Genomic DNA, 14842 nt, shown 5'->3' on the forward strand with positions numbered 1-14842 from the left:
CGCTCCCGGCCCTTTCTACTTCGACGTCGCGATCCTATGTGTTCATGCGCCCAGGCGCAGTTCCAGCCCGGTCGCGGTATAGGTCGGGGTGACCGTGTAGCCGTCGACCGTGATGGTCTCGAACTTGCCCTTCAGGCTGCCCGCCGTGATGACCTTGAGCGTGGCGCCGGCCGCCGGCTTGTAGCCGTTCTGGAACACGATGCGCAGCGTGCCGCCGCCGATGGCCACCGCGCCGCTGACGCTCAGGTGGCCGTGGGTCACCGCGCCGATGCGCATTTCCAGCGTGCCGCCCTTGAGCTGGGTGTACCCCTTCGCCAGCGCCAGCGTGCCCGCCGTATTGTTCACCACCGTGGCGCCACTGGCGACATACACGTCGCCGGTGCCGAAGGCCGTCATCGACAGGGCTTCGAGCGTGCCGCCCTCGACCTGGGCGCCGCCGGTCCAGCTGTTCCTGCCGCCCAGCTTCAGGACGCCGCTGCCTTGCTTGACCAGCTTGCCGCTGCCCGAAATGTCGTTGCGCCAGCGGTCGGCGGCGTTGAAGCCGCCCTTGCTCGCATCCATGTTCACGACCACGTTGCCGCTGAAGACGGCGTAGCCGTCGGCGGCGGCAAACAGGTTCAACCGGCCCCAGCCTTCGGGATCGTCCAGCACCGGATAGCCCGAAGGGATCGCGGTCGTCTTGAGCACCACGCGGCGCTGCGCTTCGCTCAGGTAGGGCAGGCGGGTTTCCAGCATCACCTCGGCGCCTTTCGGCACGACGGCCGGCGTGGTGGTCGAGCCGATCTGCGGCAGGCCATAGGTCATGCGGCGCAGGTAATTCGCCTTGCTCGTCGCATAGTCGGCGAAGCGGTCGTTGGCAGGCGTGCCGGATGCGGCATAGTTCGCGAAGGTGGCCGGCGTGGTGTTGGTCAGCTTCATCAGCGTCGTCTGCGCCTGGGCGCGGGCGGCGGCGCGGGTGGTGGCGCCGGCGGCGATCAGGTTGGCCGCTGCGACGGCTTGCGCCTGCACGCGGCCGCTCATCACGTCCAGCGGCGAGTGCATGCCGGCCAGGATGCGGCTCTCGCCCAGCTCGAGGCCCCGGCCGACCATTTCCTGGAAGCGCTCCGGCACCACATAGGCCATGGCGACGGCGTTGCGGGTCGCTTCCGCCGAGTGGCCGCTGGTGTAGCCGCCGTCGGTACCCGGCGTCGTGCTCTTGGCCGGCTCCAGCTGCGGCACCACCTTCACCGCGCTGCTCCAGCGGTACGGCCTTGCATATTTGTAGAAGCGCTTGGCCGGCTCGGTCGAGCCGTTGGCCCCCATCGCGTTGACCAGGTCGATCACCTTGCCGAACTCGGGATTGGCGTCGCCGCCGACGCCATTGTTGTTGCCGCCGTCGTCATACTTGACGCTGACGGCGTCCGCCGGCATGTCGTTGATGGTGGTGGTCTGGCGCGAGGCGCTGCGCCAGGCGTCGGTCAGCGGGCCCATGCCGCTGGCGGTGCTGTAGCCCTTGCCGCGGCGGTCGTCCAGGTAGGCCAGCAAGGTCTGCTCCTGTGTGCGGCTGGCGGTGGCCTTGACCACGTAGTCGATGTTCGCGTTGTGGACTTGCGGGTTGACGATCGTGCCGCCCGGCGTGCCGTCGTTCGGCAGGCCGGTCCAGCTGGAGGCGACGACGGCGGGGAAGCCGTCGGCCGCAGGGGCGGTCTGGCCGGCGTCGACGATCTCGGTGAGCGGCTTCCAGATGTTCAGCATGCCGCCCAGCACGCGCACGCCGGCATTCGTGGCCAGGGTGGCGTAGCGGGCGTCGCCGCGCTGGTTGGTGGCGACGGTGTCCACGAAGGCCGTGACGGCCGGGACCGGTGCGGTATCGGCGGCGCCCTGGTCGGCCGGCGCCGGCGGCAGGACGACGACGACATCGGCATCGTCATGGTGATCCGAACCACCGCAGGCGGAGAGGGCGAGGACGGCGCCGATGGCGATGGCGAGCGGAAGGCGGCGCAGTGGACTGGCGTAAAGCATGGACTAACCCTTCAATGAATTGTGAGACCGAAAAATTGAAGGGATGATATGAATATGCTGTGACGTCTTGATGACCGAATAGATTTTATTAGGAGAAGCGCGATGTTGAGCGCAGTTCGGGAATTGCTGCAGCCGCCTGCCGGCATGGCCTGCGATTTCAGCCAGCCGGCCGGCGAACCCGCGCTGGCGCCGCACGACGGCATCTCGTGGCAGGTCTTCGCCAACCCGGTCGCCCTGTTCGTGGGCGGGGTGACGGCGGTGCTGCTCGAACTGGCCGAACCGTCGGTGCGCTCCGGCGTGTGGGACCACAGCAGCTTCCAGCGCGACCCGGCTATGCGGCTGCGCCGCACCGGCTTCGCGGCGATGATGACCGTCTATGGCCCGCGCTCGGCCGCCGAAAAAATGATTGCTCGCGTGGTGAGCATGCATGAGCGGGTCAAGGGCAGCACGCCCGACGGCGTGGCCTACCGCGCCAACGATCCGCGCCTGCTCGACTGGGTGCAGGCGACCGCCTCGTTCGGGTTTGCCGAGGCTTACCACCGCTACGTCCGTTCGCTGTCCAGTCTGGAGAAGGACGCCGCCTTCGCCGAATCGGCACCGGCCGCACGCCTGTACGGCGCGCTTGGCGCCCCGGGTTCATGGAAGGAGTGGGAATCGATGCTGGCGAAGACCGCTCCCGGACTGGAAGGGTCAAGCATCCTCGCGGATTTCATGCGGATCATGGGCGAGGCGCCCATCCTGCCGGCGCCCTTGCGGCCATTGCAGCGCTTGCTGGTGCGCGCGGCGGTGGAGATCACGCCCGAGCCGGTGCGCTCGCTGCCGCAGCTGCGCGGGCGCGGGCTGCGCTTTGGCGAAGCGGCGCTGGTGCGCGCGATGGCGCGTGGGTCGGTGCTGGCGCCGCTGGGCGACACGCCGCAGGCCCAGGCCGCGCGGCGCGTCGCACGATGATCAGAACGCGGCGATGCCGGTCTGGGCGCGGCCCAGGATCAGGGCGTGGATGTCGTGCGTGCCTTCATAGGTGTTGACCACCTCGAGGTTGACCATGTGGCGGATGATGCCGAACTCGTCCGAGATGCCGTTACCGCCCAGCATGTCGCGCGCGACGCGGGCGATGTCCAGCGCCTTGCCGCACGAGTTGCGCTTCATGATCGAGGTGATCTCGACCGCCGCCGTGCCTTCGTCCTTCATGCGGCCCAGGCGCAGGCACCCCTGCAGGCCGAGGGTGATCTCGGTCTGCATGTCGGCCAGCTTCTTCTGCACCAGCTGGTTCGCCGCCAGGGGTTTGCCGAACTGGGTGCGGTCCATCGTGTACTGGCGCGCGGTGTGCCAGCAGTCTTCGGCCGCGCCCAGCGCGCCCCAGGCGATGCCGTAGCGCGCCGAGTTCAGGCAGGTGAACGGGCCCTTCAGGCCGCGCACGTCCGGGAAGGCGTTTTCTTCCGGGCAGAACACATTGTCCATGACGATTTCGCCGGTGACCGAGGCGCGCAGGCCGAACTTGCCGTGGATCGCCGGCGCCGACAGGCCCTTCCAGCCTTTCTCGAGCACGAAGCCGCGGATCGCGCCTTCGTCGTCCTTGGCCCAGACCACGAACACGTCGGCGACCGGCGAGTTGGTGATCCACATCTTGCTGCCGGTAAGGCTGTAGCCGCCGTCCACCTTGCGTGCGCGGGTGACCATCGAGGCCGGGTCCGAGCCGTGGTTCGGTTCGGTCAGGCCGAAGCAGCCGATCCATTCGCCGGTGGCCAGCTTCGGCAGGTATTTCTGGCGCGTTTCCTCATTGCCGAATTCGTGGATCGGCACCATCACCAGCGAGGATTGCACGCTCATCATCGAGCGGTAGCCGGAGTCGACGCGCTCGACTTCGCGCGCGATCAGGCCGTAGGCGACGTAGTTGAGGCCGGGGCCGCCGTACTGCTCGGAAATGGTCGGGCCCAGCAGGCCCAGCTCGCCCATTTCGCGGAAGATCGAGACGTCCATGGTCTCGTGGCGGAAGGCCTCGAGGATGCGCGGGCGCAGCTTGTCCTGGCAATAGGCGGCGGCCGCGTCGCGCACCATGCGCTCGTCATCAGTCAGCTGGCTGTTCAGCAGCAGCGGGTCATCCCAGTGGAAAGAAGCTTTCTTGGACGAGTCGGTACGGGTCATCGCAAAATCCTGTCTCTAAGTTCTAGTTCGGTCGGTAGCGCGTGCGGCGCGCCTGACCATTATAGAAACGAGCGGCAGCCGTATCTTTTGAAACTGCGACAGAAATTTCTATTTTTGACCAGCCGTGCTGCCGAACTTGCCGCCGTGGAAGATCAGGGCCGGCTGCGGATGGACCTGGCATTCCTCGACCTCGCCGACGAAGATCACGTGGTCGCCTTCGGGATAGCGGCTGCGGTTGTGGCATTCGAACCACGCCGACACGCCTTTCAGGATCGGCAGGCCGGTGCGCGACAGTTCGTACTCGATGCCCTCGAACGGGTTTTCGGTGCGGCGCGAGAAGCGCAGCGCCAGCTCTTCCTGGCCGGCGGACAGCACGTTGATGACGTAGTGCGAGTTGCCGCTGAAGATAGGCAGGCTGTTGGCGCCGGCGCCCAGGCTCCACAAGACGAGGGGCGGGTCGAGCGAGACCGAATTGAAGGAGCTGGCGGTCAGGCCGCGGAAGCTGCCGTCGGCCAGGCGCGTGGTAATGACGGTCACGCCGGTCGCGAATTGCGACAGGGCGTGGCGGAAATGTGTTGTATCGAAGCCGCGTGTCGTGGCGCGGGCGGAAAGTGTATTCATGCGGTTCCTGAACGTTGGCGCTCATTATGCCATCGTCGGGTGAGTCCTTGCCGCGAGCGGGGCGCCATGCTGTCAGTTCAAAGCAGAACACTGCGCTTTGCGCTACATTAAGGATATCTAATCTTACAAATGCCAAGGTGAACTATGAGTGAGCAAAAAGCAACCGAAGTGGCCATCCTGGGCGGTGGATGCTTCTGGTGCGTGGAAGCGGTTTACCTCGAGGCGCGGGGCGTCACCCGCGTGGAATCCGGCTATATGGGCGGCCAGGTCGACCATCCGAGCTACGAGGCGGTCTGCAGCGGCACCACTGGCCACGCCGAGGTGGTGCGTCTCGAATTCGACCCTGCGGTGATCGGCTACCGCGACATCCTCGAGATCTTCTTCACCATCCACGATCCGACCACGCTGAATCGCCAGGGCAACGACGTGGGCACGCAGTATCGCTCGGTGATCTTTACCACCTCGGCCGAGCAGGCCGAGATCGCGCACAAGGTGATCGGCGAGATGGGCCTGGTGTGGGATGCGCCGATCGTCACCGAGGTGAAACCGCAGGAAACCTGGTACAAGGCCGAGGACTATCACCAGAATTACTTCGCCCAGCACCCGCTGCAGGGCTATTGCGCATTCGTGGTGGCGCCGAAGGTGGCCAAGTTCCGCAAAACTTTCACGGATCGCCTGAAGGCTTGAACAACATACGAGCAGCCCACGCCGGTGCTGTTCAAGTGACCGTGGCGGTGCTGCGCCTCAGGCATACATATGCCTCCTCGACCACGGCAACTGCGCCACGTCGCTCCCTGCCTTGCCGCACACGATCTGGTACAGGCTGATCCGGTCGTGGGCGAAGGCGTAGGCGCAGCCGGCCAGGTAGACGTGCCAGATGCGGAAGCGCTTCGGGTCGGTCAGGGTGCGGATGCGGGCCGCGTTGTTCTCGAAGTTGTCGGTCCAGAGCGCGCAGGTGTGGGCGTAGTGGCGGCGCAGGTTTTCCACGTCGCGCACTTCCAGGCCGCCTTCCTGCATCGCCCGCACCACGGTCCCCAGGTGCGCCAGTTCTCCTTGCGGGAACACGTATTCGTCGATGAACTGGCCGCCGCCGTAGGGGGTGGCGCCGTTGTCGGCGTCGGTGGTGGTGATCCCATGGTTCATCGCCACGCCGCCCGGGGCCAGCAGGCTGGCCACGCGCGCGAAATAATCCTTGAGGTGCCGCACGCCGACGTGCTCGAACATGCCGACGCTGGTGATGCGCTCGAAATGGCCGCCGACGTCGCGGTAATCCTGGATCCGGATCTCGACACGGTCCTGCAGCCCGGCCTTGATGACCCGTTCGCGCGCCAGTGCGGCCTGGTTCTCGGACAGCGTGATGCCCACGCAGCGCGCGCCGAATTGCTCGGCCGCGCGCAGCGCCAGCGCACCCCAGCCGCAGCCGATGTCGAGCAGGGTCTGGCCGGGACGCAGGTCGATCTTGCGCAGGATGTGGTCGATCTTCTTGACCTGCGCGGTGGCCAGGTCTTCGCTGCCCTCCTCGAAATAGGCGCAGGAATACACCATGCCGGGGTCGAGCCAGGCGGCGTAGAACTCGTTGGAGACGTCGTAGTGGTAGCGGATCGCGTCGCGGTCGGATTCGCGGGTGTGGTTCCTGCGCAAGCCCAGCGCGTCGGCCAGGCGGCCGCGCCTGGTATCGACCGTGGCGCCGACTGCCGAGCCGGACGCCGCCAGCGCATTGCCGATCGCGATGATGTCGGCCGCGCGGCCCATCACCTCGATCGCGCCTTCGACGTAGGCGCGGCCCAGGCTGTAGAGGGAAGGGGAGCGCAGGTAGCGCAGCGCGGCCGGGCCGGGGAGGCGGATGGTGACCCGTGGCGGATCGGACGACAGGTCGATGCGTTCACCGTTCCACAGCTCCACGCGCAATGGCAGTGACAGTTGCGGCAACTTGCCGCGCAGGCCCGATTGCCAGGCCGACAGCTTGATCTGATCGAACACGGTCCACCCCTTTATATAAAGGCGTAGCCGGCCGCGGCTCCTGGCCGGTTACGGTTGCAAACGCTGGCGCGTCCAGCTGCCGTCTTCCTGCCGCTCGTAGACGATGCGGTCATGGAAGCGCGAACGCCGGCCTTGCCAGAATTCGATACGGTCGGGGATCAGGCGGAAGCCGCCCCAGTTGTCGGGACGCGCCGGATCCTCGCCGGCCCCCTGCGCCACGACATCGTAGTTCTGTTCGAGTTGCGCACGGCTGGCGATCGGCGCGCTCTGGCGCGAGGCGATCGCCGACAGCCGACTCTTGAGGGGACGGCTGCGGAAATAGCGGTCGCTTTCTTCCGGCGCGGTGCGCTCCACACGTCCTTCGATGCGCACCTGGCGTTCGAGTTCGCTCCAGAAGAACAGCAATGCAGCATAGCTGTTGTCGCGCAAATCGGCGCCCTTCTTGCTGTCGTAATTCGTGTACCACGAGAAGCCGCGCGCATCGAATTGCTTGACCAGCACGATGCGCGAGCTGGGCCGGCCGTTGGCGGCCACGGTGGACAGCGACATCGCATTCGGCTCGTTCACCTCGGCCTTCAGCGCCTGCTCGAACCAGGCGGTGAATTGCGCGATCGGATCGTCGCTCACGTCGGCTTCGTCGAGGCTGGCCTGGCCGTAGTCCTTGCGCAGGTCGGCCACCGCCTGGCCCAGGGCCGGCGACAGCGCGGCAGCCGATGCCACCGGGGCTGCGATGCCGCGGCGCAGTTGCATGGCCTGGCCCAGTTGCGCCATCTGTTCCGGCGAGAACAGGCGCATCGCCATCGGGGCCATGGTGCTCTCTTCGCGCTCCATATGGGCGGTATAGCGCGCGACGAAGCGCCGCACCGCGCTCTCGGACAACATGGTGTCGCGGCCTTCGGCGACGGCGGTCAGCTGCTCGTGCAGGTCTTGCCACAAGGCATCCATGTCCTTGTGGTCCTGCAGGATGGTCGGCGCCAGCGCCTGCAGGATGGCGGCGTCTTCTCCCTGCGCGGTGGCGCGCAGCATCGGGATCAGGTCTTGTTCCTCGTCGTCGTGGTGCAGGTGGGCCGCCTTCTCGAAGTAGCGCAGCACCGCGCTGGCCGCCTGGCGCGCCTGCTCATCGGCGCCGTGCCGCGGCAGGTGTTCCAGCAGCTTTTCCAGGGTCGCGAGCTGCTTGCGGATGCGTCCGTGGCAGTGCTTGAGCACGGCGATCGGCTGGGTAAAATCGGGGGCGGCGTCGTGCAGGAGGGAGCTCATGGCGTTCCAGTAGCATTTTGGTGACACGCAAATTATTTGCTCATCACTATTTGGTTATCTAAGAGGTATTTTAGTGCAGATGCAAAAGGCGTGTCCGCTACAATATTGGGATGAACCAGATCAACACTCAGCTCTTTTCGGCAACGTTGGACGAAGAAGTCGACTTCGCGCGGCGCTTTGGCGGCATTGCCCGCCTGTATGGCGAGCATGCGCTGGAACGTTTTCGCTCTGCACACGTTTGCGTGATCGGCGTCGGCGGCGTCGGCTCGTGGGTGGTCGAGGCGCTGGCGCGCAGCGCGGTCGGCCGCCTGACCCTGATCGACCTCGACAATGTGGCGGAATCGAACATCAACCGCCAGATCCAGGCGCTGTCGTCCACCGTCGGCATGGCCAAGATCGAGGCGCTCAAGCAGCGCATCGCCCAGATCAATCCGTTCTGCCAGGTCACGCTGGTCGAGGATTTTATCGATCCCGAGAATATCCCGGCAATGATCGGCGATAAGGATATCGATTACGTCGTCGACGCCATCGACAGCGTGAAGCCGAAGGCGGCCCTGATCGCCTGGTGCAGCGCCAACAGGATGCCGCTGGTGGTGGTGGGCGGCGCGGGCGGCCAGATCGATCCGACCAAGGTCGAGATCCGCGACCTGGCCCGTACCGAGCAAGAACCGCTGCTCAAGAAAGTGCGCAAGATCCTGCGCGCACAATATGGATTCTCGCGCGGCGAGAAGCAGAAATACCATATCGATGCCGTGTTCTCGATGGAGCCGCTGCGTTATCCCGACGCTGGCGATGCCTGCGATGTCGACCCGAACAGCATCACCGGCCTGAATTGCGCCGGCTTCGGCTCCAGCATGGTGGTCACCGCCACCTTCGGCATGGTGACCGCGGGCCAGGTGTTGCGCCGCCTGGCCGAGGCGGCGGCTGCCGCCAAGGCTGCAGAGGTGGAGGCCCAGGCTGTCCCGGCAGTGCAAGCTGTGCAAGCCGAAGAGGCCTTGTTATCATAAGATTGTTGCAACCGTCCGGTTGCCTATTCTTGGAAGAGCACACATGATTCGTCGATCCGCATTCATTGCACTGCTGTTGGCCGCCGCGAGCGTCCAGGCGCAGGAAGGCGCGCAAGAGGCCAGCAAGCCGACCACCCAGCCGCCGCCGGACGTGCAGCAGTCGGGCACGCCGCCGGTCGCGCCGCCGGACAACCAGGTCCCAGCGCCGGTGGCCGAGGCGCCCGCGCCCCAGGTCGAGATCGTCGACCGGGTGGTCGGCACCGGCAAGGAGGCGACCCTGGGCAGCAATGTCGTGGTCAACTACACCGGCTGGTTCCACAAGCCGCTGGCCCGGCAGCAGCGCGGACGCAAGTTCGACTCGTCGCTCGACGCCGGCCGCGATCCGCTCGAGTTCCAGCTTGGCGCTGGCCGTGTGATCAAGGGTTGGGATCAGGGCGTGGCCGGCATGAAGGTCGGTGGCAAGCGCACCCTGATCATCCCGAGCGCGCTGGCCTATGGCAAGCGCGGCGCGGGTGGCGGCATGATCCCGCCGGATTCCGACCTGATCTTCGACGTGGAACTGCTGGACGTCAAATAACGTCAATATTTGTTCGACAACGGAGGCGGTATGAGAATCGCGAACGATGTCACTGAACTGATAGGCAATACCCCGCTGGTGCGCATCCGCAAGCTGGCGCGGGGCAGCGGAGCCGACCTGGTCGGCAAGCTCGAATTCCACAATCCGGCGCATAGCGTCAAGGACCGCATCGGCCTGGCCATGATCGAGGCCGCCGAGGCGGCCGGCCTCATCAACCCGGACACTACCGTCGTCGAACCCACCAGCGGCAATACCGGCATCGCGCTGGCGATGGTGTGCGCGGCGCGCGGCTACCGCTGCAAGCTGGTGATGCCCGAGACCATGAGCAGCGAGCGGCGCATGCTGCTGCGCGCCTATGGCGCCGAGCTGGTGCTCACGCCCGGCAGCGAGGGCATGCTGGGCGCGATCCGGCGCGCCGAAGAAATCGTGGCGAGCGACCCGCGCGCCTTCATGCCGCAGCAATTCAACAATCCCGCCAACCCCGCAGTGCACCGCCGCACCACGGCCGAGGAAATCTGGCGCGACACCGACGGCAAGATCGACATCCTGGTGGCGGGCGTGGGCACCGGCGGCACCATCACCGGCGTGAGCGAGGCTATCCGCCCGCGCCGGCCCGGCTTCCAGGCGATCGCGGTGGAGCCCGAGGCGTCGCCGATGCTGTCGAAGGGCACCAAGGGCCCGCACCCGATCCAGGGCATCGGCGCCGGCTTCGTGCCGCAGGTCTTGAATACCGCGTCCTACGACGAAGTAGTCTCCGTGAAGAACGAGGATGCCTTCGAGACGGCGCGCGCCGCGGCGCGCGAGGAGGGGCTGCTGGTCGGCATCTCGTCGGGCGCGGCGCTGTGGGCGGCGATCGAGGTGGCGCGCCGGCCGGAGAACACGGGCAAGCTGATCGTCGTCATCATTCCCTCGTTCGGCGAACGTTACCTCAGCACGGCCTTGTACGCCAACCTGGCGGGATAGTTTTTATCAGTGGGCGTGGCCCTGCAGCGTGCAGTGGTGATGGATTGTCCCCTGTTCCACCTGCAGCGTGCAATGGTGGATCGCATAGTCCTTGCGCAGCGTGTGCTCGATGGTGTCGAGCACCGCGTCGCCCGGATAGCCGCCGGGGATCACCAGGTGGGCGGTGAGCGCGGTCTCGGTCGTGCTCATGGCCCAGATGTGCAGGTCATGCACCTCGGTCACGCCGGGCTGGCCGGCCAGGAAGGCCTGCACCTTGCCCGGGTCGACATTCGGCGGCACGGCCGCCATCGACAGTTGCACCGACTCGCGCAGCAGCGACCAGGTGCCGATCACGATCACCACCACGATCACCAGGCTCACGATCGGATCGATCCAGGTCCAGCCCGAGTACATGATCGCCAGCCCCGAAATCACCACGCCCAGCGACAGCGCGGCATCGGCCGCCATGTGCAGGTAGGCGCCGCGGATGTTCAGGTCGCCCTTGCTGCCAGCCAGGAACAACCAGGCCGAGAAGCCATTGATGACGACGCCAATGGCGGCCACGATAGAGACCGTGGCGCCGGCCACCGGCGCCGGCTCGGCGATGCGCTGCACGGCTTCCCAGGCGATGGCGCCGCAGGCCACCATCAGGAGCAGGCCGTTGCCCAGCGCCGCCAGGATCGACGAGCCGCGCAGGCCATAGGTATAGCGGCCCTTGGGGGCGCTCTTGGCCAGCAGCGCAGCGCCCCAGGCCAGCATCAGGCCCAGCACGTCGGACAGGTTGTGGCCGGCGTCGGCCATCAGCGCGGTGGAGTGGGCGATGAAGCCGTAGGTGAACTCGACGATGACGAAGGCCAGGTTCAGGCCGATCGCCAGTGCGAAGGCGCGGCCGTGGCCGTCGGGCGAGGGCATGTGGTGGTGGTGATGGCCGAAGCCGTGGGAATGGCCATGGTCGTGACCGTGACCGTGACCGTGATCGTGATCGTGATCGTGTCCATGCTTGTGGTCGTGTGCGTGGTTCATGCGTCCATTCCGTTGGCGGGTTCGGCGATGTGCTCGAACATGGTGGAGAGCAGGCTGCTGATGTGGGCGTCGGCGGCCGAGTAGAAGACTTGCTTGCCTTGGCGCTCGGCCTTGACGATGCGGGCCGCGCGCAGCAGGCGCAGGTGGTGGCTCACTAGCGAGCTGGACAGCGCCAGGCCGGCCGCGATCTCGCCCACCGCCGTCGGCTGTGTCAGACAGGCGAGCACGATGCGCAGCCGGGTCGGGTCGCCCAGCAGGTGGAACAGGTCGGCCAGCTGGCCGATCGCTTCCTCGGGCGGCGGGGCGATGGGCTGGGCGGGTGGATGCGTCGCAGTCAAGTTTGGCCCTAACATATGAATAGGTGTTCACATGTTAGGGCCAAACAGCCGCAGCGGGCAAGCGCGGTCTCGTTCAGTGTTGCTTCTTGTCCAACACCTGCCCGTCGTCGTCGCGGCTCTCGGGCTGGCCCAGCCCGAGTTTCTGCAGCTGCGGCAGGATCTTGCGCCGCTCGCCCACCGCCACCACGACCATCCGGTCCGGATCGAGGTATTCCCGCGCGACTCGCTGCACGTCTTCGACGCCGACCCGCGCCAACTCCCGCGCCAGATTGTCGTAGTAATCCGGCCCCAGGCCGTAGACGAACAACTCGGTCAGGCTGGCGCCGATGTCGGCATTGGTCTCGAACTGGCCTGGCAGCGACAGCAATTGGGCGTTGCGCGCCGCGTCGAGTTCGGCCTGCGATAAAGGCTGCTCCCGCATGGCCGCGATCTCGCGCAGGATCTCGCGCACCGATGCGCCGGTGGCATCCTGCTGCACGCTGGCCTCGACCGAGAACGGCGCCGGGGTGCGGTCGTAGTCGAAGTGCGAGTAGATGCCGTAGGTATAGCCCTTGGTTTCGCGCAGATTGTTGTTCAATCGGCTCGAGAACATGCCGCCCAGCGCGCCGTTCATCACCTGCAGGGCGGGGAAGTCGGGCGTGTCGCGTGCGGGGCCCATGCAGGCCACCTGCAGCGCCGTTTGACCGGCGTCCGGCTGGTCGACCAGCACCAGGCGCGCCGGCGTGGGCCGGGTCTCGGCCGGCTTCAACCCGGGCGCTTCGGCCGCCGGCCAGGCGCCGAACTGCGCCTCGGCCAGCGCTTCCAGCTCGGCGCGCGTGATGTCGCCGGTGACTACCAGCGCCGCATTGGACGGCACGTAGTGGCGTTTCCAGAAACCGGCGATGTCCGCGCGCGTGGTGGCGCGGATCGCGTCTTCGAGTCCCAGCTGGCCATAGGCCTTCGGATGGCCTTCGCCGAACAGGGCGCCGGCCGCCGCCAGCGCCGCCACGGTTTCCGGATCCTCGCGCTGCTGCGTCAGCGCGCCGAGGCGGTCTTGCCGCTGGCGCTCGATCTCGGCCGCCGGGAAGGACGGGTGCTGGACGATGTCGGCCACCACCTCGAGTGCGCGCGCAAAGGTCGCGCGCAGGGCCAGCAGCGACACGGTCGAGACGTCGTCGCTGCTGCCGGCGTCCATGAAGGCGCCCAGCTGCGCGATTTCGTCCGCGATCTGCGGCGCGCTGCGGGTTGCCGTGCCTTCTTCCAGCATCTGGGCGGTGAAGCCGGCCAGGCCGGGCAGCTTGACCGGATTGGCCGCGCCGCCGCTTTTCACCACCAGCTGGCTCGAGACCAGCGGCAGCGCCGGATTGTGGTGGTGGATCACGGTGAGGCCGTTCTTGAGCTTGAAGGTCTCGCCGCGCGGCAGCGTGACCTTCGGCGTCGGCCCGGCCACGGGCGGCGTCGCGCGCCACGGTTCGGCCTCGTTCAGCGCGATCCGAGGGCCTGGCGGCGGCGCCGTCTTGGCCGGCTTGGGCGCGCGCGGATCGTCGACCTTCGGCTTGCCGGGCACGCCGGTCACCACGGCGCGCGCCTCCGGCTTGAGCCAGGCCTGCACCGCGCGCTGGACGGCGGCGGCGTCGATGCGGCGCAGTCGCGCCAGGTCCTTGGCCAGGTAGCCCGGGTCGCCCGTGTACAGGTTGTAGTGGTTGAGCTGCTCGGCCAGGCCGTCGCCGCCGAGTTTTTCGAGCGACGCCAGCAGGGCCGTCTCCAGGCTGTAGCGGGCGCGTTCGACTTCGCGTTCGCTCGGGCCTTCCTTGCGCAGCCGTTCCAGCTCGGCGTCGATCGCCGCTTCCAGTTCCTGCGGCGTGTGGCCGGCGCGCGCGGTGACGTCGACCACGAAGGTCGAGCTTAAGGCCAGCGAGGTCTGGGTGCTCGATACGTCTTGCGCGATCTGGCGCTCGTACACCAGCGCCTTGTACAGGCGGCTCGACTTGCCGCCGCCGAGGATGGTGGCGGCCACCGCCAGCTCGGCGTCGCCCGGCTGGTAGGCGGCCGGCGTCAGCCAGCCCATGAACACGCGCGGCAGCTCCACCCGGTCGCGCACCACGACCCGGCGCTCGGCCGTGATCGGGGGCGTGACCACCCTGGGACGCACGACGTCCGGCCCGCGCCGCAGATTGCCGAAATAGCGCTGCACCAGCTCGCGCGTTCTGCCCTTGTCGATGTCGCCGGCGATCACCAGGCTGGCGTTGTTGGGGCCATAGTAGTTGGTGAAGAACTCGCGCACGTTCTCCAGTCGCGCGCCCTGGATGTCGGCGTGCGAGCCGATGATCGAGGCCGCATACGGATGGCCCTTGGGGAACAGCGTTTGCAGCAGCGCTTCCTCGACCAGGCCATACGGCTCGCCCTCGACGGTCTGGCGCCGTTCGTTGCGCACCACGTCCTGCTGGTTGGTCAAGGCCTGCTGGTCGAGCACGTCCAGCAAAAAGCCCATGCGGTCGGCATGCACCCACAGCGCCAGTTCGAGCTGGTTGCTCGGCACCGTGTCGTAGTAGCTGGTGCTGTCGAAGCCGGTGCCGCCATTGCTGTCGGTCGCGCCGGCGCCTTCGAGCAGGCGGTCGGCCTCGCCGCGCGGGATGTGGCGGGTGGCGGCGAACATCATGTGCTCGAACAGGTGGGCGAAGCCGGTCAGGCCGGGCGCCTCGTTGGCCGGGCCAACGTGGTACCACAGGTTGACGGCCACGATCGGCAGGCGCTTGTCCTCGACCAGGATCAGTTGCAGGCCGTTGGGCAGCACCGTCTTTTCAAAAGCGATCGACGGGATCGGCGCCGACGCCGGCGCAGGAGGCTGGTCCTGGGCCTGGCCGGCCGCGGGAGCGGCGGCCAGCATCAGCGGGACCATCAGCGTGGGAATGTTCAAATACTCTCCGTAATTCAATGACAATGCGCTTGCCGCGCTCGAGCGGCGCGCGCCTCGC

13 protein-coding genes are annotated in these 14842 nt (G+C 67.0%); 5 read left to right on the forward strand and 8 right to left on the reverse strand.

Translation table 11 applies throughout. The annotated features are described in order from the left end of the window. Positions 1-42 precede the first annotated feature (42 nt). Positions 43-2001: a phosphatase PAP2 family protein gene (locus DIR46_RS16240; RefSeq protein ID WP_109346151.1), complete on the reverse strand. Its 1959-nt coding sequence runs from the start codon at positions 1999-2001 to the stop codon at positions 43-45. Positions 2002-2103: 102 nt separating this feature from the next. Here DIR46_RS16240 and DIR46_RS16245 point away from each other — a divergent pair, with 102 nt between their 5' ends. Then, positions 2104-2949 carry an oxygenase MpaB family protein gene (locus tag DIR46_RS16245; RefSeq protein WP_109346152.1) on the forward strand — a complete coding sequence of 282 codons (846 nt, stop codon included), beginning with the start codon at positions 2104-2106 and terminating at the stop codon, positions 2947-2949. Here DIR46_RS16245 and DIR46_RS16250 read toward each other — a convergent pair whose 3' ends face one another. Continuing rightward, positions 2950-4143: an acyl-CoA dehydrogenase gene (locus DIR46_RS16250; protein ID WP_109346153.1), complete on the reverse strand. Its 1194-nt coding sequence runs from the start codon at positions 4141-4143 to the stop codon at positions 2950-2952. Positions 4144-4251: 108 nt separating this feature from the next. Then, the gene (locus DIR46_RS16255; RefSeq protein WP_109346154.1) at positions 4252-4764 is read right to left on the reverse strand and encodes a flavin reductase family protein; all 513 of its coding nucleotides are present in this window, start codon (positions 4762-4764) and stop codon (positions 4252-4254) included. Between the two features lie 144 nt (positions 4765-4908). Here DIR46_RS16255 and msrA point away from each other — a divergent pair, with 144 nt between their 5' ends. After that, positions 4909-5451: a peptide-methionine (S)-S-oxide reductase MsrA gene (gene msrA, locus DIR46_RS16260; protein WP_109346155.1), complete on the forward strand. Its 543-nt coding sequence runs from the start codon at positions 4909-4911 to the stop codon at positions 5449-5451. A gap of 57 nt (positions 5452-5508) precedes the next feature. On the opposite strand, the gene DIR46_RS16265 is transcribed toward msrA, so the two are convergent. Both DIR46_RS16265 and pdxH read right to left on the reverse strand, forming a co-directional pair. Continuing rightward, a complete protein-coding gene (locus tag DIR46_RS16265) occupies positions 5509-6744 on the reverse strand; it encodes a class I SAM-dependent methyltransferase (protein WP_109346156.1) in 1236 nt (411 codons plus the stop codon). 48 nt (positions 6745-6792) lie between these two features. Next, on the reverse strand, positions 6793-8001 hold the full coding sequence (gene pdxH, locus DIR46_RS16270; protein WP_109346157.1) for a pyridoxamine 5'-phosphate oxidase: 1209 nt from the start codon (positions 7999-8001) through the stop codon (positions 6793-6795). A gap of 110 nt (positions 8002-8111) precedes the next feature. On the opposite strand from pdxH, the gene tcdA reads away from it, so the two are divergent. From tcdA to cysK, 3 genes are read left to right on the forward strand one after another with little or no spacing between them, the layout of a single operon-like run. Beyond that, positions 8112-9008: a tRNA cyclic N6-threonylcarbamoyladenosine(37) synthase TcdA gene (tcdA, locus tag DIR46_RS16275; protein WP_109346158.1), complete on the forward strand. Its 897-nt coding sequence runs from the start codon at positions 8112-8114 to the stop codon at positions 9006-9008. Positions 9009-9051: 43 nt separating this feature from the next. Beyond that, positions 9052-9585 (forward strand): FKBP-type peptidyl-prolyl cis-trans isomerase, encoded by a 534-nt coding sequence (locus DIR46_RS16280; protein ID WP_109346159.1) that lies wholly within the window; start codon positions 9052-9054, stop codon positions 9583-9585. Between the two features lie 30 nt (positions 9586-9615). Beyond that, a complete protein-coding gene (cysK, locus tag DIR46_RS16285; protein ID WP_109346160.1) occupies positions 9616-10548 on the forward strand; it encodes a cysteine synthase A in 933 nt (310 codons plus the stop codon). A gap of 6 nt (positions 10549-10554) precedes the next feature. On the opposite strand, the gene DIR46_RS16290 is transcribed toward cysK, so the two are convergent. The 3 genes from DIR46_RS16290 to DIR46_RS16300 are packed head-to-tail and all read right to left on the reverse strand — an operon-like array spanning position 10555 to position 14784. Further along, on the reverse strand, positions 10555-11550 hold the full coding sequence (locus tag DIR46_RS16290; RefSeq protein ID WP_109346161.1) for a cation diffusion facilitator family transporter: 996 nt from the start codon (positions 11548-11550) through the stop codon (positions 10555-10557). Next, complete coding sequence (locus DIR46_RS16295; RefSeq protein ID WP_205288985.1) at positions 11547-11903, reverse strand: ArsR/SmtB family transcription factor; 357 nt, start codon at positions 11901-11903, stop codon at positions 11547-11549. Before DIR46_RS16295 ends, DIR46_RS16290 begins: the two co-directional genes overlap by 4 nt. Before the next feature lie 58 nt (positions 11904-11961). After that, positions 11962-14784 (reverse strand): M16 family metallopeptidase, encoded by a 2823-nt coding sequence (locus DIR46_RS16300; RefSeq protein ID WP_109346162.1) that lies wholly within the window; start codon positions 14782-14784, stop codon positions 11962-11964. Positions 14785-14842 lie beyond the last annotated feature (58 nt).

This window comes from Massilia oculi (assembly GCF_003143515.1).
Taxonomy (GTDB): domain Bacteria; phylum Pseudomonadota; class Gammaproteobacteria; order Burkholderiales; family Burkholderiaceae_D; genus Telluria; species Telluria oculi.